The following is a 23,889-nucleotide window of genomic DNA, read 5'->3' as shown; positions in this document are numbered from 1 at the left end:
CCATGCGCCTGAGCGCAATGTTCGCCCTGGTGGCGTTGCTGGTGTTTGTGCTGATTGGTGGAGCGCTGTACCAGCAGGTCGACAAAAGTATCGGCCGCCTGCCTGAAGCAGAGCTGGATGCCCGCTACAGCGTGCTTGAGTCATCGATCAACCGCTACGGCAACGCCGAGCACTGGGCCAAGATGAGCACCAAGCTCAAGCTGCTCAGCGAAGAGGACAAACGCATCCGGTTTTGGGCGATCAGTTCAGACCCGGCCTATGAGTACGGCAACCCCGAGGCAGCCGTGCGCAAATTTGCCCAAGGACCCGTGGGCGTGCGGGACTTGCGCCTGCCCGGCCAGGCCTACCCGTTCAAAGTATTGATCAGCGAAATTCCAGCCAAAGAGCAGCGCCCGGCGCTGCGCTTTTTGATTGCCATCGATACCCAGACCTTTCGCCAGACCCAGCATCACTTGCTGCTTGCCCTGATAAGTCTGGCAACGATTGGCGTACTGCTGGCCTCATTGCTCGGCTATTGGGTGGCGCACATCGGCCTCAAGCCGCTGATCAAGCTGTCTGAAGAAGCGCAAAAGCTGGCTCCACCGCGCCTGTCGGGGCGTTTGCACCTGGCACCGCTGGCTCCGGAGCTGGACCAACTGGTCAGTGCCTTCAATTCGACCCTGGACCGCGTCGAGCAGGCCTGGACCCGGCTGGAGTCATTCAATGCGGATGTGGCCCATGAACTGCGTTCGCCGCTGACCAATCTGATTGGCCAGACCCAGGTGGCGCTGACGCGGGGGCGTTCGGCCGAGCATTACTTTGAAGTGCTGCAGTCGAACCTCGAAGAGCTTGAGCGCCTGCGCAGCATCATCAACGACATGCTGTTCCTGGCCAGCGCCGATCAGGGCAGCAAGGCCTGCAAGCTGTCGAGCGCCTCCCTGGCTGATGAAGTGGCGACCACCCTGGAGTATCTGGAGTTTATTCTTGAAGACGCCCGGGTTGTGGTGCGGGTCAGCGGCGATGCCCGGGTCAATATCGAAAAACCCCACCTGCGCCGGGCGCTGATCAACTTGCTGAACAATGCCGTGCAGCACACCGAAGCCGGGCAAACGATCGAGGTGTCGATCGAGCAGAATTCCGGGCGGGCCATAATCAGCATCAGCAACCCCGGCCTACCGATTGCCGCAGAACACTTGCCGCGCTTGTTCGAGCGTTTCTACCGGGTGGACGCGGCCCGCCACAACAGCGGTGCCAACCACGGGCTGGGGTTGGCCATCGTCAAGGCGATTGCACAGATGCATGGCGGCGAGGTGTTTGTGCACAGCGACGGCGGGCGCAATACGTTCGGGTTGGATCTGCCCGCTTGACCTGTAGCACTGTAGATACTCTGTTGCAGGTCAAGCCCTATTGTGGGAGCGAGCAGGCTCGCTCCCACAGTTGCAGTTTTCCTGTAGCTGCCGAGGCTCTAGTCCACGGCCCTCGCATTTGTTACTCAAAACGCAAAAGTCCTTGTCTAAAACAAGGCTTTTTCGCCCCTGCCTGGCGCTATAGATTTAACCCATCACACAGCACTTGCTAAGCAAGAAGGTCTTTGAAATGTCCAGCAGTATGGGTATGGCTAGCGTTTTCGTTTTGTCGTCTTTGTTGTTGTCGCCTTTGGCCATGGCGGAAGAGTCCCCTGCATTCGTCGCACAAAATGCGGCCCGCGCGGCATCGTTTGAACAGCATCAGGCAGAGCTGACAGCACGCCATCAAAACGACGCAAAACCGCAGCCTACACAGGCAAAAGCCAGTGTTTCCGATCAAGCCAAAGACAGCTGATTGCTCACTCGCAGACTTCCCGACCCAGTCGGTCATCTGTCACACATGTGACTGACTGTTTCAAAAGCCGCTATCATAGCGGCTTTTTTTTGTTTTAAAAAAAGCGCTGCCAACACTGGGAGCCCTTCGAACAAGAACAGAATTTGCAAAGAAAATAAAAACTGCCGCCACTTTCAAGGAGCAACAAACTGGTGAAGTACTCACACAAACTCAGTCCGTTATTCATTGCCCTGGCTGCAACGATCCCCACCTACGCCCACGCCGACGAAGACTCAACCAAAGACGGTTTTATCGAAGGTTCCAGCCTTAAGATCCACGCCCGCAATTACTATATGAACCACGATATCCGCAGCCCCCATGCTGATGACAGCAAGGAATGGGGCCAGGGTTTTGTCGGCAAGTTCGAGTCGGGCTTCACCCAGGGTACGGTAGGCTTCGGCCTGGATGCCTACGCCTTGCTCGGGCTCAAGCTCGATGGCGGTGGTGGCACCGATGGCAGCAGCATCCTGCCAGTCAGTGATGGCAACGGCAAAGCGCCTACCGCCTTTTCGTCTGCCGGTGCCGCACTGAAAATCCGCGCCTTCGATACCGAGCTCAAAGCCGGTGATATGTTCCTCACCAATCCGGTAATAGCCGGCGGTGAAACCCGCATGTTGCCGCAGACCTTTCGCGGTGTCAGCCTGACCAACACCAGCTTCGAAGGCTGGATGTTCGAAGGCGGCCAGGTCAGTTTTGAAAAACCTTACAACCAGAGTGGCATGCGCCGCCTGACCACCACCTACGGTGACCTGGGCGATCAAAGCAGCAAGCACATCACCTGGGCCGGCGCGTCCTGGAGCGGCGTGCCAGAAATCACCAGCAACCTCTACGCCGCCCAGTTGCAGGATATCTGGAACCAGTACTACTACGACTTTGACTACACCTGGGAGATGAGCGAGGGCATCACCCTCAACCCCGGCCTGCACTACTATCACACCCAGGACACCGGCAAGGCCCTGCTGGGCGATATCGACAACAACACCTTCAGCCTGCACCTGGCCCTCGGCATTGACGGCCACAAGGTGACCGCGGTGTACCAGCGGGTCAATGGCAACACGCCTTTCGACTATATCTATCAGGGCGACAGCGTTTACCTGGACAACTCGCAGCAATATTCGGACTTCAACGGCCCGAACGAGCGTTCCTGGAAGCTGCAATATGAGTATGACTTTGCCGGCCTCGGAATCGCCGGCCTGACCGCCAGTGCGTCGTATTCACGGGGTGAGCTGGACCTGACCAAGGCCGACCCCGACAGCATCGGCTACAGCAACTGGTACAACCCGGAAGGCAAGAACGCCCATCACTGGGAACGCGACCTGGGCCTCAAGTACGTGATCCAGGAAGGCAAAGCCAAGGATCTGGCAGTGACCCTGCGCTGGGCCACCAACCGCGGCAACACGGCCTACCAGAGCGTGGACAGCGATGTGGATGAGTATCGGGTGATCATCGACTATCCTATTGATGTGTTTTAATCCATGAACAAAGGGCCAGCGTAAAGCTGGCCTTTTCATATGATTGCGTTCATTTTATGGGGCCGAACCCAGGGCGACAATGAGCATGGCCATCAAGCATATCTTGCGCAGTAACGTGCTGACCCTACGCCTGCTGATCGGCGCCACAAGCGTTTCAATCATTGCCATTCTGAGCATCGTCAGCTTCCTGCTGGTACGCGAACACCGCACCGCAGAACTGGCCGCCATCCGCACTTCCCTCAATATCGTGCAGTTGGTCGGGCGTGACGTTCAAAACACGGTAAATCTCTACGACTCAGCGCTCAACGCACTGATCGACGTATCTAAACGCAGCGACCTGAACAGTGTCTCCCTGCCGCTGAAACATATGCTGTTGTTCGATAAAGCCGAACAGACCCCGGCCAATGGCGGCTTTTACCTGCTCAATGCCCAAGGCGACCTGGTCGCCGACTCACGCACTGAAGTCAGCCCCAAAGAAAACTTCAGCCACTGGCCAAGTTTTGTGGAACACCGGGAGTCGGACAGCCCCAACCTGTTTATCTCCCACCCTTTTGACTCAGCCCAAAACGATGGTATGTGCTGCATCAGCTTCAGCCGGCGGATTTCCGGGCCAGACGGTAGCTTTCTCGGCGTCGCTGTGGCGCAGATGAAGCTGGATTATTTCAAGACCCTGTTCCAGAGGCTCGACCTGGAACCCCATGGGTTTATCCGCCTGATCAGTACCGATGGCACGCCACTGACCCAGCATCCGGAACCGGCATCCGCCGACGCGCACACCAACCTGAGCAACAACCCCGTGTTTGTCCGCTTTCTGCAAGAACACAGAGGCAGTTTTATCGCCCTCTCCAGCATTGATGGCGATGAGCGGCTGTACAATTTTTCCGAGGTCGGTGACCTGCCGTTGATTGTGGTGGTCTCACTGGCCACTGAGGATGTGTTCAGCGCCTGGAGGCGCAACGCCATTTTGGTCGGTATCGGTACGCTATTGTTGTGTAGCGCCCTGCTTACGCTCACCTGGCTGCTGGGCCGTGAATTGCATTTGCGTCAACGTGCCGAGCGCCAGCTCGAGGCGCTGGCAACCACCGACCCGCTGACCGGGCTGGCCAACCGCCGCAAGCTGGACCAGACCCTGGAACAGGAATGGCGGCGGGCGCAGCGCTCAGGCAAGCCGCTGTCGCTGATCATGTTTGACATTGACCATTTCAAGAATTTCAACGACACCTATGGCCATCAGGACGGTGACGAGGCTTTGAAACGTGTGGCACGGACTATCCAGCAGTGCATGCACCGTTCCACCGATCTGGCGGCCCGTTATGGTGGCGAAGAGTTTGCAGTGGTGCTGAGCGATACCGATGCCAGTGGCGCGTACAACCTGGCACAGAGCATCCGCCAGGCCGTCGAACAACTGGAACCGTTAACGCCCTCCCATCGCCGGCTCACCACCAGCATGGGGGTCAGTACCCGCCAGGTTAAACCGGACGACCAGCTAGCAGGCTTGATCAACAGCGCCGATCAGGCCCTGTATCAGGCCAAGAAGGCCGGGCGCAATTGCGTAATCAGTGCAGCAGAGTTGTCCTGAGTGAGTGCCAGCCTTGAATGAAAGGCCCGCTGTACATGGTTTTTTCTTCAGAGGGTCAAGCCATTAAATATCATCTGCGCACACCGGTTATCACCCGCCGCATGCTGGTCTGGGCCAGCGCCTTGTCGGTGGTTGCGATTGTGAACATCGTCGGCTACCTGCTGGTCAGGGAATACCGCAATACCGAAGATGATGCGGCTCGCTCTGCCTTGAATATCGTGCAGCTGATCAGCCGTGATATCCGCAATACCATTTCCACCTATGACTCGGCGCTCAACAGCCTGGTCAGCCTGGTGCAAAGCCAGGCGCTGGCCTCGCTTTCGCCGCAGACACAACAACCCCTGCTTTTCGACAGAGCGGCCGAGGCGCCGTCCAATGCCGGTTTTTTTGTGCTGGATGCCGACGGCAAGGTGATTGCCGGCTCACGCCCGGTCGAGCCCCTGCTCAACAACGCTCGCCAACAGTCCTGGTTCAAGGTTCATCTCAAGGGGCAAAATGAAGGCATCTTTATCAGCCGCCCCTTGCCTGCCAGCGATGCCCCCAATGACTGGAGCCTGGTACTCAGCCGCAGGATCACTACCCCGGACGGCAGGTTTGGCGGCGTCGCCGTGGCCCTGATGAAGATGAGCTACTTCCAGAACCTGTTTCGCGGCCTGGACCTGGGCCCGAAGGGTAATATCAGCCTGGTCAGCAGCGAAGGCATCATGCTGATCCAGTACCCGGCCACCACCATGTTCTATACCGGCCAGGACCTAGGGCACACGCCGATCTTCCTGCGTTTTCTGACCGAGCGCCACGGCAGCTTTACCGCCGTGTCCGGTATCTATCACCTGCAGCGCCTCTACAACTTCGCCCAGATCAGCGAGTTACCCTTGCTGGTGGTGGTGGCTTTGTCCACCGAGCATATATTCAGCAACTGGCGACACACGGCCCTGTTGATCGGCAGCGCAACCCTGCTGCTGTGCCTGGGCCTGCTGTGGCTGACCTGGTTGCTGGTACGCGAATTGCGCCTGCGCCAGCGCGCCGAAGGCGAACTCGCCGCCATGGCCGCCACCGACCCGCTGACCGGACTGGCCAACCGGCGCATGCTGGACAAGACCCTGGATCTGGAATGGCGCCGCGCACAACGTACAGGCGCGCCGCTGTCACTGATCATGATTGATATCGACCACTTCAAGCCCTTCAACGATGCTTATGGTCATCAGGCAGGGGATGAGGCCCTGCGCCAGGTCGCCCGGGTCATCAAGGCCAATGTGCGACGCCCCGCCGACCTGGTGGCCCGCTACGGTGGTGAAGAATTCGCGGTAGTACTGACCGAAACCGACGCGGCAGGCACGCGCCTGCTGGCAGAAAAAATTCGCGCCGCGGTTGAGCAAATGGAGCCGGTCGACCCCACCACCAAAAAGCTCACTGTGAGCCTGGGCGCCTGCACCCGCTACGCCAAACCCGGCGACGACCGGGAAGAACTGCTCAGCACTGCCGACAAAGCGCTTTATCAGGCCAAAAAACGCGGGCGCAATCGGGTGATGGATATCAATGAAACCGGCCTGAATGCGCTGAAACCTAAAAACGAAACATAAAAAAAGGCCACCCGAGGGTGGCCTTCAAAAACTAGAGAAAGAAGTTTTACTTAAACTGCCGCAACCGGACGCATATACGAAATCGGTGCAGTGCTGGCATCTTCAAAGGTCACGACTTCCCACGCATCGGTCTGTTCAAGCAGCTTGCGAATCAGCTGGTTGTTCAGTGCATGGCCAGACTTGAAGCCCTTGAATTCACCGATCAGGCTATTGCCCAACAGGTAAAGGTCGCCAATTGCATCGAGGATCTTGTGCTTCACGAATTCGTCTTCATAGCGAAGGCCGTCTTCGTTCAGTACACCATCCGCGTCGACCACGATGGCGTTTTCCACGCTACCGCCGAGTGCGAGGTTGTGCTTGCGCAGGTACTCGATATCACTCATGAAACCAAAGGTACGCGCGCGGCTGACTTCTTTTACAAACGAAGTGCTGGAAAAATCCACGGTTGCACTTTGGGTGCGGTTACGGAAAACCGGGTGATCGAAATCGATCTCGAAGCTCACCTTGAAGCCTTCGAAAGGGACGAAAGTGGCGCGCTTGTCGCCATCTTCCACTGTCACTTCACGCAGGATGCGGATGAACTTCTTCGGCGCGTCCTGTTCTTCCAGGCCGGCAGATTGAATCAAGAACACGAAAGGTCCGGCGCTACCGTCCATAATCGGGACTTCAGACGCGGAGAGTTCGACGTAGGCGTTATCGATCCCCAGGCCAGCCATGGCCGAGAGCAGGTGCTCTACCGTGTCTACTTTTACATCGCCGTTGACCAGCGTGGTCGACATCGTCGTCTCGCCGACGTTTTCCGCGCGCGCAGGGATCTGCACAACAGGGTCAAGGTCTGCACGACAAAACACGATGCCGGTGTCCACAGGCGCAGGCTTGAGGGTCAGGTAGACCTTCTCACCGGAGTGCAGGCCGACACCTGTGGCACGGATAATATTTTTCAGGGTGCGTTGTTTAATCATGGCATTGGCCGCTTCAGCGCAAATTGCGAACTGGTATCAACAAAGGCTGGCGATAATAGCAGACCGAGCCTTTGCTGAACACCAATCACCTTAATACCCCTGATTGATTTCATTAATCAGCCTGGCGACGCAGGAAAGCCGGGATGTCCAGGTAATCCAGATCATCTTGCGGATTGAGCTTGGCAGCAGTCGTCGCGCCTTGCTGGGCCTGGTTGCGCATCACGGTCGGGCGATCCAGATCACGGTAGTTGACCACCGGTTGTTCCTGACGCTCGGTACGGGTTTCCTGACGAACAGGGGCGCTGTGTGCTGCCGAAGCTGCGTACGAAGCCTGCAGGGTGTTGTCGACAACCTTGACCGGCTTCTCGATTTTTGCACCCAGACCGGTAGCAACCACGGTGACATGCAGCTCGTCACGCATGTCCGGATCGATAACAGTACCGACCTTGACCATTGCGTGTTCCGAAGCGAAGGCTTCGATGATGCTGCCCACGTCGGAGTACTCACCCAGGGACAGGTCAGGGCCGGCGGTGATGTTTACCAGGATGCCGCGAGCGCCTTCCAGGTTCACGTCTTCGAGCAACGGGTTGCGAATGGCCGCTTCGGTGGCCTCACGTGCACGGTTCGGACCGCTGGCGCAGCCAGTGCCCATCATCGCCATGCCCATTTCGCTCATCACGGTGCGTACGTCGGCAAAGTCGACGTTGATCATGCCCGGACGCTTGATGATGTCGGAGATACCGCGAACGGCACCGGCCAGTACGTCATCGGCCTTGGCGAACGCAGACAGCAGGCTTGCGTCTTTACCCAGGATGGTGAGCAGTTTTTCGTTCGGAATCGTAATCAACGAATCGACGCTTTCGGACAGCAGACGAATACCTTCGTCGGCGATCTGCATGCGCTTGCGACCTTCGAACGGGAACGGACGGGTCACCACCGCAACGGTGAGGATGCCCATTTCCTTGGCCACTTCGGCAATGATCGGCGCAGCACCGGTACCGGTACCACCGCCCATGCCCGTGGTGATGAACACCATGTTGGTGCCCTGCAACACTTCAGCGATACGCTCGCGGTCTTCCAGGGCAGCCTGACGACCGACCTCAGGGTTCGCGCCGGCACCCAGGCCCTTGGTCACGCCAGTGCCCAGTTGCAGGATGGTACGCGCACCAATGCTTTTGAGCGCTTGTGCGTCTGTGTTGGCGCAGATGAATTCCACGCCTTCGATGTTGCTCTTAACCATGTGGTTAACAGCATTGCCACCGCCACCACCAACACCGATAACTTTGATTACCGGGCTTTGCGGGATGTTGTCTACGAGTTCGAACATGGTCCCTCTCCTTTCATTTCTCTAGTTTTTTTCGCCTACTTCTACCGCTTTGAATCTGTTTACAGCTCAAGCTTTAAAAGTTGCCCTGTACCCAGCGCTTGAGGCGCTCAAGCACAGGGGCTTTTTGTTCGTCACTGCTGTAGTTGTCGCGGTTGCTGATACCCGATATCGAAATACCGTCTGACTGCTTTTGCAGCCCGTACAACAACAAGCCCACAGCGGTGGAATAAATCGGATTGCGCACAACGTCGGTGAGGCCCTTGAAACTGTGCGGCACACCCAGACGGACCGGCATGTGGAAGATCTCTTCGGCCAGTTCGACCGCGCCTTCCATCTTTGAAGTACCACCGGTCAACACGATGCCCGCCGGAATCAGGTCTTCGTAACCGCTGCGACGCAGCTCGGCCTGAATCAGGGTGAACAGCTCGTCGTAACGCGGCTCGACCACTTCGGCCAGGGCCTGACGGGACAGTTCACGGGGTGGGCGATCGCCCACGCTTGGCACCTTGATGGTTTCGCCGGCACCGGCCAGTTTGGCCAGTGCACAGGCGTAACGAATCTTGATTTCTTCGGCATATTGCGTTGGTGTACGCAGCGCCATGGCGATGTCGTTGGTCACCTGGTCACCGGCAATCGGGATCACTGCCGTATGGCGAATCGCACCTTCGGTGAAGATCGCGATGTCGGTGGTGCCGCCGCCGATATCAACCAGGCAAACGCCCAGTTCCTTTTCATCATCGGTCAGTACCGAGTAAGCCGATGCCAACTGCTCAAGGATGATGTCGTCCACCTCAAGGCCACAGCGGCGTACACACTTCTCGATGTTTTGCGCGGCATTCACGGCGCAGGTCACGACGTGAACCTTGGCTTCAAGACGTACGCCCGACATGCCCAGTGGCTCACGTACGCCTTCCTGGTTATCGATCACATAGTCCTGCGCCAGGGTGTGCAGCACACGCTGGTCAGCCGGGATCGCGACAGCCTGGGCGGCGTCGAGGACGCGCTCAAGGTCGGCGGTGCTGACTTCACGATCACGAATCGCCACGATGCCGTGGGAATTCAGGCTGCGGATGTGATTGCCGGCCACGCCGACAAATGCCGAGTGAATCCGGCAACCGGCCATCAGCTGCGCTTCTTCGATGGCGCGCTGGATCGATTGCACGGTGGACTCGATGTTCACCACCACGCCTTTCTTCAGGCCACGGGACGGGTGCGTGCCAATACCGACGATTTCGATCGTGCCGTCTTCACCGACCTCGCCTACCAGCGCAACCACCTTGGAGGTGCCGATATCGAGGCCGACGATCATTTTGCCGCTTTGCACATTTGCCATGGGTCCTGCCTCTTCTTAATTCTTCGCGACAGCGGGTTGGGCTATCGTGGGTGCCACAGGTTCCCGCCAGCCGACGGCCAATCCGTTGGCATAACGCAAATCGATGCGCGCTATGTTTGTAATCTGTTCTTTCAGCGTTTTTTCATAGATGGCTATGAAGCGACGCATTTTTTCTACCAGATGATCGCGCCCCAACAACAGCTCGATCCCGGGCCCTGCACTACCGGCTCCAGTGGTCAGGAACCAGCTACCGCGCTCACGCAACTCCAGCCGGGCTATGGAAAAGCCCATCGGACGCAGCATCTGGCTCAACACCTGATACTGCTGCATCACCTGCTGCTGAGCCCGTTGTGGACCAAACAGCTGCGGCAAATGTTCGTAATTGGCCAGCTCACGCGGGGTGAACGCCTGGCCCTGGTTGTTCAACAGTGCCTCATCCCCCCAACGCGCAACCGGCAGTTGCTCTTCAAGGCGAATCACCACCTGGTCGGGCCACACGCGACGGACTTCGGCGTGGGCGATCCAGGGCATCTGCTCGAGCTCGGTGCGCATGCCTTCCAGGTCTACGGTGAAGAAGCTCGCTGCCACATAAGGGGCAATGCGCTGCTGCACGGCTTGCTGGCTGATATAGGTCAAATCGCCCTGCACGTTGATATTGGTGATCGGGCGATCGGCATAGGGCATCAGGCGCTGCGCACCTTCATAGGTGCCATAACCCAACGCCACCAGCAGCACCGGCCAGAACAACGCTTTCAAAAAGCCGAAATTGGCTTTTGGCAAACGCACCGACATCGGCTCTTTCGCCACCATCCGGCTGGCGCCACGCGGCACCGGCTTGCGGCCGGGAGCGGGTGGTTGATGACGAAGCGATGCACCTTGCATGGACTTAACCCCGCGCCTCTAAACTTGCCGCCAGAATCGACAGCACCAGCTGTTGGAAATCCAGACCCGCCGCCTTGGCCGCCATCGGCACCAGGCTGTGATCGGTCATGCCCGGCGCGGTGTTGACTTCCAGCAGCCAGAACTGGCCTGCGGTGTCCTGCATCACGTCCAGACGCCCCCAACCGGCAATGCCGATCGCCTCGCAGGCTTTCGCCGTGAGGTCCATGAGCTCCTGTTCCTTGGCACTGTCGAGGCCGCACGGGATCCGATACTGGGTATCGTTGGCCACGTACTTGGCGTCGTAGTCGTAAAAACTGTGGGGCGTACCCAGGGCAATCGGTGGCAACACCTGGTCACGCAGGGTGGCGATGGTGAACTCGGGACCTGTGATCCACTGCTCAACCAACACTTGCGAGTCGTACTTGCTGGCATCGGCCCACGCGACGATCAACTCGTCCACGTTACTCACTTTGGCCATACCGATACTTGAACCTTCATGAGCCGGTTTGACGATCAAAGGGAAGCTCAGTTCCTTGGCCGCAGAAATACAATCGGCTTCGCTGCTCAATACTGCGTGACGTGGCGTTGGAATACCCAGGCTGTGCCACACCTGTTTGGTGCGCAGCTTGTCCATGGCCAGGGCCGACGCGAGGATGCCGCTGCCGGTGTAAGGAATGCCCAGGCACTCCAGCAGGCCTTGCATGCTGCCGTCTTCACCGCCACGACCATGAAGGATGATGAACGCGCGGTCGATTTTTTCGCTGGTGATACGGGTGATGAAGTCATCGCCCACATCGATACCGAAGGCATCCACACCGGCGCTTTGCAGCGCGCCCAGCACGGCATTGCCCGACTTCAACGAGACTTCACGCTCAGCGCTTTTGCCGCCGAACAACACGGCCACACGGCCGAAATCGGCTGGGGCAATGGTCGAGAACAGATTGGCATAGGCAGCAGTCATTTCAACTTTCCTTCACTGGTAGCGGCAACAGCGCCGGCGAACAGCGGGCTCTTGATAAGTTGCGGTGCCAGACGGCCGATATCGCCCGCCCCTTGGCACAACAGAATGTCGCCAGCGCGCAGCAGCGGCTTGACGATCGGCGCCAGCTCGACGCCGCGCTCGATGTAGATCGGGTCCAGCTGGCCGCGCTGACGGATGCTGTGGCATAGCTGGCGGCTGTCAGCCCCGGGAATCGGCTCTTCGCCAGCCGGGTAGACTTCCATCAACAGCAATACGTTGGCATCGGCCAGGACCTGGACGAAATCGTCGTACAGGTCACGGGTGCGGCTGAAACGGTGCGGCTGGTACACCATCACCAGGCGACGTTCCGGCCAGCCACCACGTACGGCCTTGATCACCGCGGCGACTTCGGTCGGGTGGTGACCGTAGTCATCGACCAGCATCACGCTGCCGCCATCAACTGGCAGCTCGCCATAAACCTGGAAGCGTCGCCCCACCCCTTCAAAGCCCGACAGGCCCTGAACGATGGCTTCATCGCTGATGCCTTCATCAGAGGCTATGCAGATGGTGGCCAGGGCATTGAGCACGTTGTGGTTGCCCGGCATGTTCACCGACACATCCAGCGGCTCGCGGTCAGGGCGCAACACGGTGAAGAAGGTTTGCATGCCCTGCTGGCGCACATTGATCGCGCGTACGTCAGCGTTTTCGCTGAAGCCGTAGGTCACGGTCGGACGCTTGACCAGCGGCAGGATTTCACGCACCACCGGATCGTCCAGGCACAGCACGGCCAAGCCGTAGAACGGCAGGTTGTGCAGGAACTCGACGAAGGTCTTCTTCAGCTTGTTGAAGTCGCCTTCGTAGGTCGCCATATGGTCGGCGTCAATATTGGTGACCACCGCCACCAACGGCTGCAGATGCAGGAAGCTGGCATCGCTTTCATCAGCTTCGGCAATCAGGTAACGGCTGGTACCCAGTTGTGCATTGGTACCGGCTGCATTCAGGCGGCCACCGATCACGAACGTCGGGTCCAGGCCACCGGCCGCGAACACCGAGGCCAGCAAGCTGGTGGTAGTGGTTTTGCCGTGGGTACCGGCAACAGCGATACCGTGGCGATAGCGCATCAGCTCGGCCAGCATCTCGGCACGAGGCACCACCGGAATGCGGCGCTCAAGTGCGCTCGCAACCTCGGGGTTGGAGGTATTCACGGCACTCGATACCACCAGCACATCGGCGTTGGCAGCGTTCTCGGCGCGGTGGCCGATATAAATGTGTGCGCCGAAGGACTCGAGCCGCTCGGTCACAGGCGAAGCGTTCAGGTCCGAGCCCGACACTTCATAGCCCAGGTTCAGCAACACTTCGGCGATACCGCACATTCCCACACCGCCGATACCGACGAAGTGGATGCGACGGATACGGCGCATTTCCGGTTGTGGCATAGCTTTTTGATTCTCAACCATTGGCCACCTCCAGGCAGATATCTACAACGTTGCGGGTCGCATCGGGTTTGGCCAGGCGGCGGGCATTGGCCGCCATGCTGTTGAGTCGTTCCGGTTGCATCAAAACCTCTGTCAGGCGTGCAGCCAGTTCGGCTGCGCCAGTTGTCGCTTGCGGCATCAGGAAGGCTGCGCCCTCGCGTGCCAAAAAGTCGGCGTTACGGCTCTGATGGTCATCGATCGCGTGGGGCAATGGCACCAGCAGCGAAGGCAGACCGGCCGCAGCCAGTTCACTGACGGTCAGCGCGCCTGCGCGACAAACCACCAGGTCGGCCCAGCCATAGGCATGGGCCATATCCTTGATAAAAGGCTGTACGTCAGCCTCGACGCCGACCGCGACATAGCGCTCGGCGGTAATCCGGTCATGCTGCTTGCCGGCCTGGTGAAACACTTCAGGGCGAACGTCAGCCGGGACCTTGGCCAGCGCTTCAGGCAACAACTTGTTCAACGGCTCGGCGCCGAGGCTGCCGCCCAGTACCAGCAAGCGCGCCTTGCGCCCTTCGAGCGCAGCCCGAGGCGCCAGGGTAAACAGCTCGGGGCGTACCGGATTACCGGTGCTACGCAGCGTCTGCGAGGCTGCAAAGGTGCCGGGAAAGGCTTCGCACACCCGGCTGGTCATCGGCACCAGCAGGCGGTTGGCCGTACCGGCTACCGCGTTCTGCTCGTGAATGATCACCGGTACACCGCAGGTTTTCGCCGCCAGGCCGCCAGGCCCGGTCACGTAACCGCCAAAACCCAGCACACACACCGGCTTGAGTTGACGAATGATCCTGCGCGCCTGAAACAGCGCCTTGAGCAGTACAAAAGGGGCCTTGAGCAACGACAGCTTGCTCTTGCCACGCAGGCCCGCCACGTTAATCAGGTGCAGTTTGAAACCGGCAGGCTCGACCAGTTCATTCTCGATGCCACGGGGCGTACCGAGCCAGTGCACGGTGTAGCCGCGGGCTTCGAATTCGCGGGCGCAAGCCAGCGCCGGGAACACGTGGCCACCGGTGCCGCCCGCCATGATCAGCACGTTAGCGCCCATGGGTCGGCTCCTCTGCAAAGTCGCTTTCTTTGAAATCGGTCTCTTCACTGCCCAGGTGGGTTCGACTCTCCCACTCGATGCGCAGCAACAGCCCCATGCACACGCAGCAAATCACCAGCGAGCTGCCGCCATAACTGAGGAACGGCAGGGTCAGGCCCTTGGTTGGCAACAAGCCGACGTTTACCCCGATATTGATCAGGAACTGGCCGATCCACAGGAACGACAGGCCGTAGGCCATATAAGCCGAGAAATACTGCTTGGCGCGCTCGGCCCACATGCCGATGTACATGCCGCGCACACACACAAATACGAACAGGGCCACGGTCAGCAGCGAGCCGACAACACCCAGCTCTTCTGCCAGTACCGAAAACACGAAGTCGGTATGTGCTTCAGGCAGGTAGAACTGCTTCTGCACACTGTTGCCCAGACCGACACCAAACCACTCGCCGCGACCGAAGGCGATCAGGGCCTGGGTCAACTGGTAGCCGGAGCCGAACTGGTCGGACCACGGGTCGGTAAAGGTAATCAAACGCGCCATGCGGTAAGGCTGTGCCTGTACCAGCACGAACACCGCGCCGACAGCCAGCGCCACCATCAGAGCGAAACGGAACAGGCCGACACCACCGAGAAACAGCATGGCAGCAGCGGCGCCCATCATCACAACCGTGGCTCCGAAGTCGGGCTCCATCAGCAGCAGGCCGGCCATTGGCAGCAGCACGATAAATGGCTTGAAAAAGCCCATCCAGCTATCCCGCACTTCCTTCTGCTGACGCACCAGGTAGCCCGCCAGGTAGATCACCACAAAGACCTTGGCGATCTCCGAAGGCTGCACGTTGAAGAAGCTGAAACCGATCCAGCGCATCGAGCCGTTTACCTCACGGCCAATGCCCGGGATCAGTACGGCCACCAGCAAACCGAATGCACCGATCAGCAACATGAAGCCCATGCGTTGCCAGGTCGCGATCGGCACCATCATGGTCATGATGCATGCGCCCAGGCCGAGCACGATGTAAAACAGGTGGCGGATCATGTGGTACAGGGTGTTGCCCGACTGCAACGCCGCCACTTCGGACGAAGCCGAAGTGATCATCACCAGCCCCAGACCGAGCAAGGCCAGGCAACCGGCGAGCAACGGGAAGTCGAGGTCGATGCCACGGCCCGTAATCAGCGGTGAAGGATAAGGCTTGAGGATGCCGAACATCATGCCAGCACCTCCACGGCGCGAGCGAACAACTGGCCGCGCTCTTCGTAGTTTTTGAACATGTCGAAACTGGCGCAGGCTGGCGACAGCAAGACTGCATCACCCGATTGCGCCAGTGAGCGGCTCAGTGCGATGGCTTCGTCCAGCGAACCGGCACGCACTTGCGGCACGGCATCGCCAAGGGCGTCGGCTATCAGCCCCGCATCACGACCTATCAACACTGCCACGCGGCAGTGCTTGGCAACCGAATCACGCAAGCCGCTGAAATCCGCGCCCTTGCCGTCGCCGCCGGCGATAAGGATCAGCTTGCCATCCATGTCCATCCCCAGCCCTTCGATAGCAGCCAGTGCCGCGCCGACGTTGGTGGCCTTGGAGTCGTTGTAGTAGCTCACGCCATCCAGCTCGCGCACCCACTGACAGCGATGCTCAAGACCGGTGAAATTGCGCAGGCTGGCGAGCATGGCGTCGAACGGCAGACCAACCGCGTGACCCAGCGCCAGGGCAGCCAGGGCATTGGCCTGATTATGTGCGCCACGCACTTTCAGCTCGCGCACGGGCATGAGGTTCTGGAATTCGAAAGCGAGGTATTTTTCGCCATTTTCTTCACGCAGGCCGAAGGCCTTGAAGTCCGGCGCGCTGAGGCCGAAAGTCCAGCACGGCTGACCTTCGCTCATCAGCGGGCGGGTCAGGGCATCCTGACGATTGACCACCACCTGCCGGGCGCCACGGAAGATCCGGTGCTTGGCCAGGTGGTACGCAGGCAGGCCGCTGTAGCGGTCCATATGGTCTTCGCTGACATTGAGCACTGTGGCCACTTCAGCACCCAGCTGGTTGGTGGTCTCCAGCTGGAAGCTCGACAGCTCCATCACGTACAGCTCGATATCATCGCTGAGCAGGTCCAGTGCCGGCGTGCCAAGGTTGCCACCCACCGCAACGCGCTTGCCGGCTGCCGCAGCCATTTCGCCGACCAGGGTGGTCACGGTGCTTTTGGCGTTGGAACCACTGATTGCCACGATAGGCGCTTTCGCGTTACGCGCGAACAGGTCGATGTCGCCCGACAGTTTCACGCCGCGGGCAGCAGCAGCTTGCAGCGCCGGAGTCGCCAGGGCCAGGCCGGGGCTCACGTAAAGCTCGTCGGCGCGGCACAGGAATTCGACATCCAGCTCGCCACAACGCACTTCCACTTGCGGGTAGTCACGGCGCAGCGTGGCAAGCTCCGGCGGGTTTTCCCGCGTATCTGCCACGGCAAACGACACGCCCCGTTGCGCCAGGAAGCGCACCAGGGACATGCCGCTCTTGCCGAGGCCGACAACGATGCGGAAGTGGTCAGAAGCGATCAGAGACACAGGTTCTACCTCAGCTTCAGTGTGGCAAGGCCGACCAGTACGAGAATCACGGTAATGATCCAGAAGCGGACGATCACACGTGGCTCAGGCCAGCCTTTGAGTTCAAAGTGGTGATGAATCGGCGCCATGCGGAACACCCGCTTGCCGGTCAACTTGAAGGACGCTACCTGGATCACCACGGACAGGGTTTCCATCACGAACACACCGCCCATGATGAACAACACGATTTCCTGGCGCACGATCACGGCGATAGTGCCCAGGGCTGCGCCCAGCGCCAGTGCGCCGACATCACCCATAAAGACTTGTGCCGGGTAGGTGTTGAACCACAGGAACCCGAGACCGGCGCCAATCAATGCGCCGCAGAACACAATCAACTCACCCGCGCCCGGTACATAAGGGATCAGCAGGTAGTCGGCAAATTTCACGTTGCCCGACAGGTAGCAGAAGATACCCAGCGCACCGCCGACCATCACGGTGGGCATGATCGCCAGGCCATCGAGGCCGTCAGTCAGGTTGACCGCATTGCTCGAACCCACGATCACAAAGTAGGTGAGAACAACAAAGCCGATGCCCAGCGGAATGCTGGCGTCCTTGAGGATGGGCAGGATCAGCGTGGTTTCTACCGCGCTTGGCGCCGTCACGTACAAGAAGATCGCCGCGCCCAGACCGAACACCGACTGCCAGAAATACTTCCAGCGGCTTGGCAAGCCACGGGAGTTTTTTTCGATTACCTTGCGGTAGTCATCCACCCAGCCGATGGCGCCGAACAACAGGGTCACGATCAGCACGACCCACACATAACGGTTGCTCAGGTCAGCCCACAACAGGGTGCTGATGGCGATGGCCGACAGGATCAACGCGCCGCCCATGGTCGGAGTGCCCGATTTGGACAGGTGCGATTGTGGGCCGTCATTACGTACCGACTGGCCGATCTGACGGTTTTGCAGGGTGCGGATCATCCACGGCCCCAGGCACAGCGACAAGGTCAACGCGGTCAGCACCCCGAGGATCCCGCGCAGGGACAGGTACTGGAAGACCGCGAAGCCTTTATGGAACTGTTGCAGATACTCCGCTAGCAGCAGCAGCATTAATGTTTCTCCCCGCTGGAACCGCACAAAGCCGCAACGACGTTTTCCATCGCAGCGCTGCGCGAGCCCTTGATCAAAATAGTGGTGTTTGTTTCGTGCTCAGCGCGAAGCGCCTTGATCAGGTCAGCCTGATTGGCGAAGTGACGAGCCTGGTGTCCAAAAGCAGTGACGGCATGAGCCATCATGGGTCCCACCGCATAGAGCGCTGAAACTTTGTCGGCGGCATAAGCGCCTACTTCACGATGTCCTTGCTCCGCCCACTCACCCAGTTCGCCAATATCTCCGAGCACCAGGACGGTGCGGCCGGAAAAGGCGGCGAGTATATCAACGGCAGCGCACATTGAGGTGGGGTTTGCGTTGTAAGTGTCATCAATAATTCGCAGGCCCGCGGCGGTCAATTGCGCGACAGCGCGACCTTTTACCGGCAACACGGCTTCAAGGCCGGTTTTGATACCAAACAGCGACACGCCGAGGGCGTGAGCAGCTGCCGCAGCGGCCAGTGCGTTGGCCACGTTGTGGGTGCCCAACAGGTTAAGTTGGACCTGCTCGCTACCCAGCGGGCTGTGCAAGGTGAAGCCCGGGCAACCGCGAGCGTCACGGCTCAGATCGCTGGCATAAAAATCGGCTTGAGGGTTGTTCAAGGCAAAACTCAGCACCTTGCGCCCCGCTGCCCGGTTCTTCCAGATGGCGAATGCCTTGTCATCCAGATTCAGGACAGCGATTCCGTCAGCCTTCAGCCCTTCGATGATTTCGCCCTTGGCTTCGACGATTTTATCCGGGCCACCGAACTCGCCCACGTGGGCAGTACCGGCATTGTTGAGCACGGCGACATGGGGCTGGGTCATGGCCACGGTGTAGGCAATTTCGCCGAGGCGTGAAGCGCCCAGCTCAATAACCGCAGCCGTGTGCTCAGTTGTCAGTTCCAGCAGCGTCAACGGCACGCCCAGATCGTTGTTCAGGTTGCCTTTGGTCGCCAGCACCGGGCCACGGGTGCGCAGAATGCAGGCGAGCATTTCTTTGACCGTGGTCTTGCCGCTTGAGCCGGTAATCGCCGCCACCGGCTTGTCGTAGCCGGCACGGTTGAGCGCACCCAGGCGACCCAAAGCTTCGCGGGTGTCCTTGACCACCAGCTGTGGCAGCGCCGACTCCGGCACTTCGCGCTCAACCAGCGCGGCAACGGCGCCCTTGGCAGCCACTTCATTGAGGTAGTCGTGGCCATCGAAACGCGGGCCGGTCAGCGCAATAAACAGCTGACCCTTGCTGATCGCCCGGCTGTCGATGCTGACCCCGCTGAAACGGCAGTCGACATCGACCACACGCCCCTGCAGGGCAGCAGCCACTTCACTGAGCAACAGAGGCTTAAGCATGGGCAGCCTCCCAGGTGTTCAAGGCTTTTTCGGCTTCGACCAGATCAGAGAAGTCATGGCGTTCGCCGTTGATTTCCTGATAGTCCTCATGACCTTTACCCGCCAGCACGATTACGTCAGCGGCGCTGGCACCGGCGATCAACTGCGCAATGGCATCACCGCGACCGGCGACAAAAGTGACGTCCTGCGGCGCGACAAAACCCTCACGAATATCATCAAAAATTTGCCCCGGTGCTTCGGTGCGCGGGTTGTCGTCAGTCACCAGAACACCATCAGCCAAACGCTCAACCACCTGCGCCATCAACGGACGCTTGCCGCGGTCACGGTCGCCGCCGCAGCCAAACAGGCACAGCAACTGACCTTTGGCATGCGGGCGCAGGGCCAGCAGTACTTTTTCCAGTGCATCCGGGGTGTGGGCGTAGTCGACCACCACCAGCGGCTTGTTGCCGCCACCCAAACGCTGCATGCGACCGACCGGGCCTTCCAGCTTGGGCAGCACTTTGAGAATTTCGTCCAGCGGGTAGTCCAGCCCAAGCAAGGCGCCAACGGCAGCCAGTACGTTGCTCAGGTTGAAGCGTCCCAGCAGCGAGCTGCGCAACAGATGCTCGCCTTGCGCCGTCACTACGGTGGCCCGCACACCGTCATCATCAAAGATGGCATCACGGCAGTACAGGGTGGCCCCTGTGTCCTCAAGGCTATAGCTGATCAGGCGCGACTCATGCTTTTCAGCGGCCAGTTGGCGGCCAAATTCATCGTCCAGGTTCAGCACCCGGCAGCGCAGGTCCGGCCAGGCAAACAACTTGGCCTTGGCGGCGGCGTAAGCCTCCATCGTGCCGTGGTAATCCAGATGGTCGCGGGACAGGTTGGTCAGCACGGCGACGTCAAATGCCAACGCACTGACGCGCCCCTGATCCAGGCCATGGGAAGAAACCTCCATCGCTACCGCTTTGGCCCCGGCCTTTTTCAGGTCGGCGAGCATGGCCTGTACGGCAATCGGGTCTGGCGTGGTGTGACGACCGCTTTGCAGCGCACCATAAAAACCGGTGCCCAAGGTGCCGACGATGCCGCAGTGCTGACCCAGCAGGTCAAGCGCCTGGGCCACCAGCTGAGTGACGCTGGTTTTGCCGTTGGTGCCAGTGACACCTACCAGATTCAGATGCCGGCTGGGCTCACCATAAAAACGCCCGGCGATATCCGACAGCTGGGCCGCAAGGCCCTTGACCGGAATCAGCGGCACGGCAGAGATAGGCAGCACATCAGCGCCGTCCACTTCATAGGCCACGGCAGCAGCGCCGCGCTTAAGGGCGTCAGCGATATGTTCACGACCATCGAGCTTGCCGCCAGGCACCGCAAGGAACAGATCACCTGCGCGTACATTGCGGCTGTCGAGGGTCAGTTCACGGATCAGCAGATCGTGACCGGCGTGAGGGAAAATCTTGTTCAGGCTCAGGGACATTAGCCACGCCCTCCTTTGGCTGCTGCAGCGGCTGCCGCTGCTTGTTGCTCCGCTGCCGTTGGCAGGTTATCCGGGATCACGTTCATCAGACGCAGCGTGCCGGACATGACTTTGCTGAATACCGGTGCCGAAACCAGACCACCGAAGTAGCCCGCCTTGCTCGGCTCATCGATCACCACGACGATCGCGTAACGCGGGTCGCTCATGGGACCAAAGCCGGCAAACAGGGAACGGTAGGAGTTCACTGCGTAGCCTTTTACGCCACCACCCGTGGTTTTACGCGCCGTACCCGACTTGCCGCCGACGTGATACGCCGGAACCTTGGCACGCCATACACCACGCGGGTTTTCGATTACTTCCTGGAGCATGCCCTGCAGCGTCTTGGCGACTTGCTCCGGCATGACCTGAGCGGCCTGAACAGGTTTGTCCTTGTCTGTCTTGAGCAGGGTCAGCGGAGCGAGCTTGCCGTTGTTGGCCAGGGCCGAGAAGGCATGCACCAGCTGGATCGCGGTCACGGACACGCCGTAGCCGTAAGACAGGGTCGCGGTTTCCGCCTTGCGCCATTCACGGTAGTTGGGCAGGTTGCCCACACGCTCGCCCGGGAAGCCCAGACCGGTGTCCTGGCCCAGGCCCATCTTGGCCATCTGGCGGAAGATCGCTTCACCGCCGATATCGAAGGCCACCTTGCTCATCCCCACGTTACTGGAGTTGATCAGGATGCCGGTCAGGTCGAGGACCGGACCTTCAGTGCGCGATACGTCACGAATGGTGTATTTGCCCAGCTGCAAAGTGCCCGGGTACACCTCAACCTTGTCGGTGGGTTTCCAGCGCCCGGTTTCCAGGGCGGCACTCATGGAGATCGGTTTGACCGTCGAGCCCGGCTCGAACACGTCGATCATGGCGCGGTTACGCATCATCGCCGGTTGCAGGTTGCGACGGTTATTCGGGTTGTAGGTGGGCTGGTTGACCATGGCCAGAATCTCGCCGGTCTTCACATCCATGATCACCAGGCTGCCAGCCTTGGCGCCGTTCTCGACCAGCGCATTGCGCAGTTCGCGGTTGGCCAGGTATTGCAGGCGCAGGTCAATCGACAACGCCAAGGTCTTGCCGGCCTTGGCGTTTTTGGTCACTTGCACGTCTTTGATCAGACGCCCGCGCCGGTCCTTGATCACTTGCCGCTTGCCCGGCACCCCGGCCAGCCATTCGTCATAGGCCAGTTCGACGCCTTCGCGTCCTTTATCGTCGATATCGGTAAAGCCGACCATATGCGCCGTCACCTCACCCGCTGGGTAGAAACGGCGGAACTCTTCAATGCCATAAACACCCGGCACCTTGAGGTCGAGCACCACCTGGCCCTGCTCGGGAGTCAGGCCCCGCACCAGATAGATAAATTCTTTGTTGGCTTGCTGTTCCAGGCGTGCGGTCAGCACCTTGGGGTCTTGCCCAAGCGCGTGTGCCAGGGCTGGCCAACGGTCTTTGGCAACCTGCATTTCCTTGGCATTGGCCCACAGGGTGGTCACCGGCGTGCTCACGGCCAAGGGCTCGCCATTGCGGTCGGTAATCAGGCCACGGTGTGCAGGGATAGGGATATGCCGCAAGCTGCGAGCATCGCCCTGGCCCTTGAGGAAGTCATGGTCGATAACTTGCAGATAAACGATCTGGCACGCGATTGCACCTACCAGCAGTGCCAGCAATGCCAGCACCACACGAAAACGCCACGGATAGAGCGCGCCTTCGAGTTTGATCATGGCGCCACCATTCGAACTTCTGCTGCGCCAGGAATGCGCATCTTCAGTTGTTCGCTGGCCAGGGTTTCGATGCGGCTATGGGCAGTCCAGGTGCTCTGCTCGAGAATCAGGCGGCCCCATTCGGCCTGCGCCTTGTCCCGTACGCTCAGCTCCCCGTACAGGGTGTTGAGCAACTGGCGGTTCCAGTGGGCGCTATACGAAACGCCCACAGCCGAAACCAGCACGCCAATAAACAACAGCAGCATGAAAAAACTTCCGCCGGGAAGTGGTTTGGCGAAGAGCTTGTTCAACGAAGCTTCTCCGCGACGCGCATGACAGCGCTGCGCGAGCGCGGATTGGCTTTGAGTTCGGCATCGGACGCGGTCTGTGCCTTGCCATGAATCTTGATCTTCGGTTCGAAGGCAACGTGCTGCACGGGCAAGCCGCGCGGCAGGTTGTCGGGCTCGCCCTTGACCAGTTTGCGCATAAACAGTTTGACGATGCGGTCTTCCAGCGAGTGGAAGCTGATAACGACCAAGCGGCCGCCGATAGCCAGGGACTCAAGGGCAGCTTCAAGGCCAGCCTCAAGGTCACCCAGTTCGTTGTTCACATGAATGCGCAGGCCCTGGAAAGTGCGGGTCGCCGGGTGCTTGCCCTTCTCCCAGGCCGGGTTGGCCACTTTCAGCACTTCGGCCAGGTCGCCTGTACGCTCGAACGGCTTGATATCGCGACGTTCGACAACCGCACGGGCCATGCGACCGGAAAACCGCTCTTCGCCGTATTCCTTGAATACGCGGGCAATTTCCTCCTGGGAGGCAGTGTTGACGAACTCGGCCGCGCTGATACCGCGATCAGGGTCCATACGCATGTCCAGCGGGCCGTCATTCATAAAGCTGAAGCCGCGCTCCGGGTCGTCAAGCTGTGGTGAGGAGACACCCAGATCAAGCAACACGCCGTCGACCTTGCCAGCCAGACCGCGCTCGGCAATTTCGGATCCCATTTCCGCAAAACTGCGCTGCACAATGACAAAGCGGCCGTCTTCGGCCGCCAGCGCTTGCCCGGTGGCAATCGCTTGTGGATCTTTATCGAACCCGAGCAGACGCCCCTCAGGGCCCAGCTTCTGGAGTATCAGGCGGCTATGTCCGCCGCGACCGAAGGTGCCATCCAGATAGCATCCATCAGGGCGTACGGCGAGAGCCTCTACGGCTTCGTCGAGCAGTACGGTGATGTGGTTGAAGCCGCTATCTAT

Annotated in this window: 20 protein-coding genes; 5 read left to right on the top strand and 15 right to left on the bottom strand. The window is 59.6% G+C overall.

Annotation, left to right across the window (positions count from 1 at the left end; genetic code table 11):
• Window positions 1-2 precede the first annotated feature (2 nt).
• The 5 genes from HBN79_RS14065 to HBN79_RS14045 all read left to right on the top strand — a co-directional run bounded on the left by HBN79_RS14065 (window position 3) and on the right by HBN79_RS14045 (window position 6,470).
• A complete protein-coding gene (locus HBN79_RS14065; protein WP_169916837.1) occupies window positions 3-1,346 on the top strand; it encodes a heavy metal sensor histidine kinase in 1,344 nt (447 codons plus the stop codon).
• A 229-nt stretch (window positions 1,347-1,575) separates the two neighbouring features.
• On the top strand, window positions 1,576-1,800 hold the full coding sequence (locus tag HBN79_RS14060; protein ID WP_095001528.1) for a hypothetical protein: 225 nt from the start codon (window positions 1,576-1,578) through the stop codon (window positions 1,798-1,800).
• A 191-nt stretch (window positions 1,801-1,991) separates the two neighbouring features.
• The gene (locus HBN79_RS14055; protein WP_095031980.1) at window positions 1,992-3,311 is read left to right on the top strand and encodes an OprD family porin; all 1,320 of its coding nucleotides are present in this window, start codon (window positions 1,992-1,994) and stop codon (window positions 3,309-3,311) included.
• 85 nt (window positions 3,312-3,396) lie between these two features.
• Window positions 3,397-4,890 (top strand): GGDEF domain-containing protein, encoded by a 1,494-nt coding sequence (locus tag HBN79_RS14050; protein WP_169916811.1) that lies wholly within the window; start codon window positions 3,397-3,399, stop codon window positions 4,888-4,890.
• Window positions 4,891-4,925: 35 nt separating this feature from the next.
• Complete coding sequence (locus HBN79_RS14045) at window positions 4,926-6,470, top strand: sensor domain-containing diguanylate cyclase (RefSeq protein ID WP_306452947.1); 1,545 nt, start codon at window positions 4,926-4,928, stop codon at window positions 6,468-6,470.
• Between the two features lie 50 nt (window positions 6,471-6,520).
• Here HBN79_RS14045 and lpxC read toward each other — a convergent pair whose 3' ends face one another.
• The 15 genes from lpxC to rsmH form a co-directional block, all read right to left on the bottom strand.
• A complete protein-coding gene (lpxC, locus tag HBN79_RS14040; RefSeq protein WP_019823785.1) occupies window positions 6,521-7,432 on the bottom strand; it encodes a UDP-3-O-acyl-N-acetylglucosamine deacetylase in 912 nt (303 codons plus the stop codon).
• Between the two features lie 112 nt (window positions 7,433-7,544).
• A complete protein-coding gene (gene ftsZ, locus HBN79_RS14035) occupies window positions 7,545-8,759 on the bottom strand; it encodes a cell division protein FtsZ (protein ID WP_095001531.1) in 1,215 nt (404 codons plus the stop codon).
• A 73-nt stretch (window positions 8,760-8,832) separates the two neighbouring features.
• Window positions 8,833-10,092 carry a cell division protein FtsA gene (gene ftsA / locus HBN79_RS14030; RefSeq protein WP_016779533.1) on the bottom strand — a complete coding sequence of 420 codons (1,260 nt, stop codon included), beginning with the start codon at window positions 10,090-10,092 and terminating at the stop codon, window positions 8,833-8,835.
• Window positions 10,093-10,107: 15 nt separating this feature from the next.
• Window positions 10,108-10,974: a cell division protein FtsQ/DivIB gene (locus HBN79_RS14025; RefSeq protein WP_095001532.1), complete on the bottom strand. Its 867-nt coding sequence runs from the start codon at window positions 10,972-10,974 to the stop codon at window positions 10,108-10,110.
• Window positions 10,975-10,978: 4 nt separating this feature from the next.
• Entirely contained in the window at window positions 10,979-11,935 is a 957-nt protein-coding gene (locus HBN79_RS14020; protein ID WP_088379010.1) for a D-alanine--D-alanine ligase, read from the bottom strand.
• Window positions 11,932-13,392 carry a UDP-N-acetylmuramate--L-alanine ligase gene (murC, locus tag HBN79_RS14015; RefSeq protein WP_095001533.1) on the bottom strand — a complete coding sequence of 487 codons (1,461 nt, stop codon included), beginning with the start codon at window positions 13,390-13,392 and terminating at the stop codon, window positions 11,932-11,934. The genes HBN79_RS14020 and murC overlap by 4 nt, the downstream gene beginning before the upstream one ends.
• On the bottom strand, window positions 13,385-14,455 hold the full coding sequence (gene murG, locus HBN79_RS14010) for an undecaprenyldiphospho-muramoylpentapeptide beta-N-acetylglucosaminyltransferase (RefSeq protein ID WP_095026394.1): 1,071 nt from the start codon (window positions 14,453-14,455) through the stop codon (window positions 13,385-13,387). Before murG ends, murC begins: the two co-directional genes overlap by 8 nt.
• Window positions 14,445-15,656: a putative lipid II flippase FtsW gene (ftsW, locus tag HBN79_RS14005; RefSeq protein ID WP_165446512.1), complete on the bottom strand. Its 1,212-nt coding sequence runs from the start codon at window positions 15,654-15,656 to the stop codon at window positions 14,445-14,447. Before ftsW ends, murG begins: the two co-directional genes overlap by 11 nt.
• Window positions 15,656-17,002: a UDP-N-acetylmuramoyl-L-alanine--D-glutamate ligase gene (gene murD / locus HBN79_RS14000; protein ID WP_095038590.1), complete on the bottom strand. Its 1,347-nt coding sequence runs from the start codon at window positions 17,000-17,002 to the stop codon at window positions 15,656-15,658. The genes ftsW and murD overlap by 1 nt, the downstream gene beginning before the upstream one ends.
• 5 nt (window positions 17,003-17,007) lie before the next feature.
• Entirely contained in the window at window positions 17,008-18,090 is a 1,083-nt protein-coding gene (mraY, locus tag HBN79_RS13995; RefSeq protein ID WP_095001537.1) for a phospho-N-acetylmuramoyl-pentapeptide-transferase, read from the bottom strand.
• A complete protein-coding gene (murF, locus tag HBN79_RS13990) occupies window positions 18,090-19,457 on the bottom strand; it encodes a UDP-N-acetylmuramoyl-tripeptide--D-alanyl-D-alanine ligase (protein WP_095031982.1) in 1,368 nt (455 codons plus the stop codon). The genes mraY and murF overlap by 1 nt, the downstream gene beginning before the upstream one ends.
• Window positions 19,450-20,913, bottom strand: coding sequence for a UDP-N-acetylmuramoyl-L-alanyl-D-glutamate--2,6-diaminopimelate ligase (locus HBN79_RS13985; protein WP_095018296.1), 1,464 nt, complete (start codon window positions 20,911-20,913; stop codon window positions 19,450-19,452). Before HBN79_RS13985 ends, murF begins: the two co-directional genes overlap by 8 nt.
• A complete protein-coding gene (locus tag HBN79_RS13980; RefSeq protein WP_169916836.1) occupies window positions 20,913-22,658 on the bottom strand; it encodes a penicillin-binding transpeptidase domain-containing protein in 1,746 nt (581 codons plus the stop codon). Before HBN79_RS13980 ends, HBN79_RS13985 begins: the two co-directional genes overlap by 1 nt.
• Window positions 22,658-22,951 carry a cell division protein FtsL gene (gene ftsL, locus HBN79_RS13975; RefSeq protein ID WP_019823808.1) on the bottom strand — a complete coding sequence of 98 codons (294 nt, stop codon included), beginning with the start codon at window positions 22,949-22,951 and terminating at the stop codon, window positions 22,658-22,660. Before ftsL ends, HBN79_RS13980 begins: the two co-directional genes overlap by 1 nt.
• Window positions 22,948-23,889, bottom strand: a complete 942-nt coding sequence (rsmH, locus tag HBN79_RS13970) for a 16S rRNA (cytosine(1402)-N(4))-methyltransferase RsmH (RefSeq protein WP_095020423.1) — start codon at window positions 23,887-23,889, stop codon at window positions 22,948-22,950. The genes ftsL and rsmH overlap by 4 nt, the downstream gene beginning before the upstream one ends.

It is taken from the genome of Pseudomonas sp. WS 5051 (genome assembly GCF_012985715.1).
Classification (GTDB): domain Bacteria; phylum Pseudomonadota; class Gammaproteobacteria; order Pseudomonadales; family Pseudomonadaceae; genus Aquipseudomonas; species Aquipseudomonas bubulae.
Note: the sequence above shows the minus strand (reverse complement) of the source record. Positions and strands in the feature narration are given on the sequence as shown.

Bases quoted from the DNA above. Each gene is read 5' to 3' on its own strand.
- murG (WP_095026394.1), bottom strand. From the start codon at position 14,455: ATGGGCGCTAACGTGCTGATCATGGCGGGCGGCACCGGTGGCCACGTG.
- HBN79_RS14025 (WP_095001532.1), bottom strand. From the start codon at position 10,974: ATGCAAGGTGCATCGCTTCGTCATCAACCACCCGCTCCCGGCCGCAAG.
- lpxC (WP_019823785.1), bottom strand. From the start codon at position 7,432: ATGATTAAACAACGCACCCTGAAAAATATTATCCGTGCCACAGGTGTC.
- murF (WP_095031982.1), bottom strand. From the start codon at position 19,457: ATGCTTAAGCCTCTGTTGCTCAGTGAAGTGGCTGCTGCCCTGCAGGGG.
- HBN79_RS14060 (WP_095001528.1), top strand. From the start codon at position 1,576: ATGTCCAGCAGTATGGGTATGGCTAGCGTTTTCGTTTTGTCGTCTTTG.
- HBN79_RS14020 (WP_088379010.1), bottom strand. From the start codon at position 11,935: ATGACTGCTGCCTATGCCAATCTGTTCTCGACCATTGCCCCAGCCGAT.
- HBN79_RS13985 (WP_095018296.1), bottom strand. From the start codon at position 20,913: ATGTCCCTGAGCCTGAACAAGATTTTCCCTCACGCCGGTCACGATCTG.
- HBN79_RS14065 (WP_169916837.1), top strand. From the start codon at position 3: ATGCGCCTGAGCGCAATGTTCGCCCTGGTGGCGTTGCTGGTGTTTGTG.
- HBN79_RS14045 (WP_306452947.1), top strand. From the start codon at position 4,926: ATGGTTTTTTCTTCAGAGGGTCAAGCCATTAAATATCATCTGCGCACA.
- mraY (WP_095001537.1), bottom strand. From the start codon at position 18,090: ATGCTGCTGCTGCTAGCGGAGTATCTGCAACAGTTCCATAAAGGCTTC.
- ftsZ (WP_095001531.1), bottom strand. From the start codon at position 8,759: ATGTTCGAACTCGTAGACAACATCCCGCAAAGCCCGGTAATCAAAGTT.
- murC (WP_095001533.1), bottom strand. From the start codon at position 13,392: ATGGTTGAGAATCAAAAAGCTATGCCACAACCGGAAATGCGCCGTATC.
- ftsA (WP_016779533.1), bottom strand. From the start codon at position 10,092: ATGGCAAATGTGCAAAGCGGCAAAATGATCGTCGGCCTCGATATCGGC.
- HBN79_RS14050 (WP_169916811.1), top strand. From the start codon at position 3,397: ATGGCCATCAAGCATATCTTGCGCAGTAACGTGCTGACCCTACGCCTG.
- ftsW (WP_165446512.1), bottom strand. From the start codon at position 15,656: ATGTTCGGCATCCTCAAGCCTTATCCTTCACCGCTGATTACGGGCCGT.